The 2366-nt window shown below is 71.9% G+C and carries 1 protein-coding gene; it reads right to left on the reverse strand.

Features of this window, described 5'->3' with window-relative positions; genetic code table 11:
* Positions 1-380: 380 nt before the first annotated feature.
* A complete protein-coding gene (locus DBR36_RS07445) occupies positions 381-2255 on the reverse strand; it encodes a DEAD/DEAH box helicase (protein ID WP_108318249.1) in 1875 nt (624 codons plus the stop codon).
* Positions 2256-2366 lie beyond the last annotated feature (111 nt).

Raw genomic sequence — 2366 nt, forward strand, 5'->3', positions numbered from 1 at the left:
GCGCCGTGCAGCGGCGGCGCCGCCGGCGTCGGCGAAACAGCATCCTGCTGACAAGTCGGTTGCAGGATGTCGCCGAGTTGTCAGCGGCGTGCAGTCTCGCGATCACAGCGCGTCGCCGAGTTGTCAGCGGCGTGCAGTCTCGCGATCACAGCACGTCGCCGAGTTGTCAGCGGCGTGCAGTCTCGGGACCACAGCGCGTCGCCGAGTTGTCAGCGGCATGCAGTCTCGCGATCACAGCACGTCGCCGAGTTGTCAGCGGCCTGCAGTCTTGCGAACACAGGACGCCGCGGGGCCGGCGGAGCGCGCCGTCGCCGGGTCCCGACGGAGGGGGCGCGCTCGCGAGACCGCGGCAGGCCGGTACGACGCGGGACGCGCGCGGGTCAGGAGCGGACGCGCTTGCGCAGCAGGTCGATACGCGCCTGCAGCTGGGTCACGGTGGCGTGCGACACGGCCGGACCGCCGCACAGTCGACGCAGCTCGGCGTGCACGAGACCGTGCGGCTCGCCGGTCTGGCGGGCGTACAGGCCGACCATGGTGTTCAGCAGCTGCCGCTGCTCCTTGAGGGTGCGGTGCAGGGGACCGGGCAGCCCGCCCTCGTCGACCGAGGGCGGCTCGACGCCGTTCTCTTTCTCGCTCGCCTCGCGCGAGGAGCGGTGGCGCGACTGCCGCGTCGCTCGCGACATCAGCACCTCGTGCACTTGCTCGGGCTCGAGAAGACCCGGGATGCCGAGGAACTCCTCTTCTTCGATGGTCCCGGGCACGGCGAGCTGACCGAACTCCTGCCCGTCGAACATCACGCGGTCGAAGTGCGCGAGCGAGCCGAGCGCCTGATACTCGAACTCCTGCTCGAGTGCGTCGGACGCTTTGTCCTCGCGCTCGGCGGCATCCATCATGTCTTCTTCGGCGTTCCACTGGTCGTCCGCGTCGCTGTCGCGGTCGAGGGCGTGTTCGCGCTGCGCCTCCATCTCGCCGGCGAGGGCGAGAAGCTGCGGGACGTTGGGGAGGAACACACTCGCCGTCTCACCCCGACGGCGGGCGCGGACGAAGCGGCCGATGGCCTGAGCGAAGAACAGGGGGGTCGAGGCGCTCGTGGCGTAGACGCCGACGGCGAGGCGCGGGACGTCCACGCCCTCGGACACCATGCGCACGGCCACCATCCAGCGCGTCGTCCCCTTCGAGAACGTCTCGATGCGACCCGAGGCCTCGGCCTCGTCCGAGAGCACGACGGTGACCTTCTCTCCGCTGATGTCCTCGAGGATGGCGGCGTAGGCGCGCGCAGCGGTCTGGTCGGTCGCGATGACCAGGCCCCCGGCATCCGGGACCGTCTCGCGCACCTCGGTGAGGCGGCGATCCGCGGAGCGCAGGACCGCGGGGATCCAGTCGCCGTTCGGGTCGAGCGCGGTGCGCCAGGCCTGCGAGGTGATGTCCTTGGTGTTGTCCTGGCCGAGCTGGGCCTCCATCTCTTCCCCGGCCTTGGTGCGCCAGCGCATCTGGCCGGCGTAGACGAGGAAGAAGACGGGGCGCACCACACCGTCCTCGAGAGCGCGCTTGTAGCCGTACGCGTAGTCGGTGCGCGAGAGGCGGATGCCCTTGGCGTTGGGGTGGTACTCCACGAAGGGGATCGGCGCGGTGTCGCTGCGGAACGGCGTCCCCGACAGCAGCAGGCGCCGGGTGGCGCGGTTGTACGCCTCGCGCAGCGCGTCGCCCCAGCTGAGCGCGTCGCCGCCGTGGTGCACCTCGTCGAGGATGACCAGGGTCCTGGCATCCATCGTCAGCCGCTGATGGACCTCGGCCTTGACCGCGACCTGGGCGTAGGTGACGGCCACGCCGTGATACTGCCGCGAGGGAGTGGCGTGGCGGTTCGAGAAGAAGGGATCGAGACGGATGCCGACCCGCGCGGCCGCCTCGGCCCACTGGGTCTTGAGGTGCTCGGTGGGGGCGACCACGACGATGCGGTCCACGACGCGGCGGCGCATGAGCTCGGACGCGAGGCGGAGGGCGAAGGTCGTCTTTCCGGCGCCGGGGGTGGCGGCCGCGAGGAAGTCGCGCGGGCCCTTGCCGACGCCGTCGGGGCCGTCCGAGCCGAAGTACTGATCGAGCGCCTCGGCCTGCCAGGCGCGCAGGCGCTGGGCCGTTCCCCACGGCGCGCGCTGCGGGAACGACGGCGAGAGGTGTTCGGCGGCGAACGAGCCGAAGTGGGGCTCGGTGCCGTCGAGGGCGCCGTCGAACGCCGGGTCGGGGGTCGAGCCCGGCACGGGCGCGTCGGCGACGGGGGCGGTGGCATGCGCGGGTTCGATCGAGGCGGATGCCGGGGCGGTGGCGTGCGCGGGGTCGATCGAGGCGGATGCCGGGGCGGTGGCGTGGCG

Source organism: Microbacterium sp. HMWF026 (genome assembly GCF_003061325.1).
GTDB lineage: Bacteria > Actinomycetota > Actinomycetes > Actinomycetales > Microbacteriaceae > Microbacterium > Microbacterium testaceum_E.